Consider the following 1,841-nt stretch of genomic DNA (forward strand, 5'->3'; position numbering starts at 1 on the left):
CGTCCGCCCGGCACGGTACGCGGATGGCGGGCGGGAGACCTGCCCGCCGCACCGGGGGCCGGGGCCCCGGCGCGCCCGGACGGGACCCGGGCGGCCCGCGGGACACCCGCCGGGAGCCGCCCGGCGGTGGAGGCACACGCACTCCCCGGGGCCCACTACCCTGGAGTGGTGACTATTCGCCTGTACGACACCAGCGCCCGGCAGATCCGTGACTTCACCCCGCTCCAGCCGGGTTGCGTCTCGATCTACCTGTGTGGTGCCACCGTGCAGGCGGCGCCCCACATCGGGCACATCCGCTCGGGGCTGAACTTCGACATCATGCGCCGCTGGTTCGAGTACCGCGGCCTCGACGTCACCTTCATCCGCAACGTCACCGACATCGACGACAAGATCATCGCGAAGTCGGCCGAACAGGGCCGCCCCTGGTGGGCCATCGGCTACGAGAACGAGCGGGCGTTCACCGACGGCTACCAGGCCCTCGGCTGCCTGCCCCCGACCTACGAACCGCGTGCCACCGGCCACATCACCGAGATGGTCGAGATGATGCGCGGCCTCATCGAGCGCGGCCACGCCTACGAGGCCGACGGCAACGTCTACTTCGCCGTCACCTCCTTCCCGGAGTACCTCAGCCTGTCCAACCAGGAGCTGGAGAACCTGCTCCAGCCCTCCGGCGAGGGCGAGACCGGCAAGCGGGACCCGCGGGACTTCGCCATGTGGAAGGCGGCCAAGCCCGGCGAGCCGAGCTGGGAGACGCCGTGGGGCCGCGGGCGCCCGGGCTGGCACCTGGAGTGCTCGGCGATGGCGCACAAGTACCTGGGCAGCGCCTTCGACATCCACGGCGGCGGCCTCGACCTGATCTTCCCGCACCACGACAACGAGATCGCGCAGGCCAAGGCCTACGGCGACGAGTTCGCCCGGTACTGGGTGCACAACGCCTGGGTCACCATGAGCGGCGAGAAGATGTCGAAGTCGCTCGGCAACTCGGTGCTGGTCAGCGAGATGGTCAAGCGGTGGCGGCCCATCGTGCTGCGCTACTACCTGGGCACCCCGCACTACCGCTCGATGATCGAGTACAGCGAGGAGGCGCTCCGCGAGGCCGAGTCCGCGTTCGCGCGGATCGAGGGCTTCGTGCAGCGCGTGGTGGAGAAGGCCGGCACCGTCGAGCCGTCCGCCGAGGTGCCGCCCGCCTTCGCCGAGGCGATGGACGACGACCTCGGGGTGCCGCAGGCGCTGGCCGTGGTGCACACCACCGTCCGGCAGGGCAACAGCGCGCTCGCCGCCGACGACAAGGAGGCGGCCGTCGCCCGCCTCGCCGAGGTCCGCGCCATGCTCGGCGTGCTCGGCCTGGACCCGCTCGACCCGCACTGGGCCGGCGAGGGCGACCGCGGTGAGGACCTGCACGGCGTGGTCGACACCCTGGTCCGCATGGTCCTCGACCAGCGGGAGGCCGCCCGGGCCCGCAAGGACTGGCCGACCGCGGACGCCATCCGCGACCAGCTCAACCAGTCCGGCCTGGTCATCGAGGACAGCCCGCAGGGACCGCGCTGGAGCCTCGGCCCGCGCTGAGGACGCACCGGGGCGACCCGGATGCGGTGTGCCGCCCGGCCCGGGCGGCACACCGCACAGACGCAACCGCACAGACGCAACCGCACAGACGCAACCGCACAGACGCAACCGCCGGACGCGCCCTCCGCGTCCGCCGCACGACTTCACGGAGACGAGTACCTCATGGCCGCGAACAACCGCCGCATGTCCGGCAAGAAGGGCGCGCAGGTCGGCAGTGGCGGCCAGCGGCGCCGGGGCCTCGAAGGCAAGGGCCCCACGCCGCCCGCCGAGATGCG

At 72.3% G+C, this 1,841-nt stretch carries 1 protein-coding gene and 1 pseudogene; both read left to right on the top strand.

Features of this window, described 5'->3' with window-relative positions; all coding sequences use genetic code 11:
• Positions 1-168 precede the first annotated feature (168 nt).
• Positions 169-1,566: a cysteine--tRNA ligase gene (gene cysS / locus G3I53_RS27505; RefSeq protein ID WP_164333752.1), complete on the top strand. Its 1,398-nt coding sequence runs from the start codon at positions 169-171 to the stop codon at positions 1,564-1,566.
• A gap of 162 nt (positions 1,567-1,728) precedes the next feature.
• Positions 1,729-1,841: pseudogene (locus G3I53_RS27510) on the top strand (23S rRNA (guanosine(2251)-2'-O)-methyltransferase RlmB); the annotation flags it as partial.

The organism is Streptomyces sp. SID14436 (assembly GCF_010548465.1).
In the GTDB taxonomy this organism is placed as follows: Bacteria; Actinomycetota; Actinomycetes; order Streptomycetales; family Streptomycetaceae; genus Streptomyces.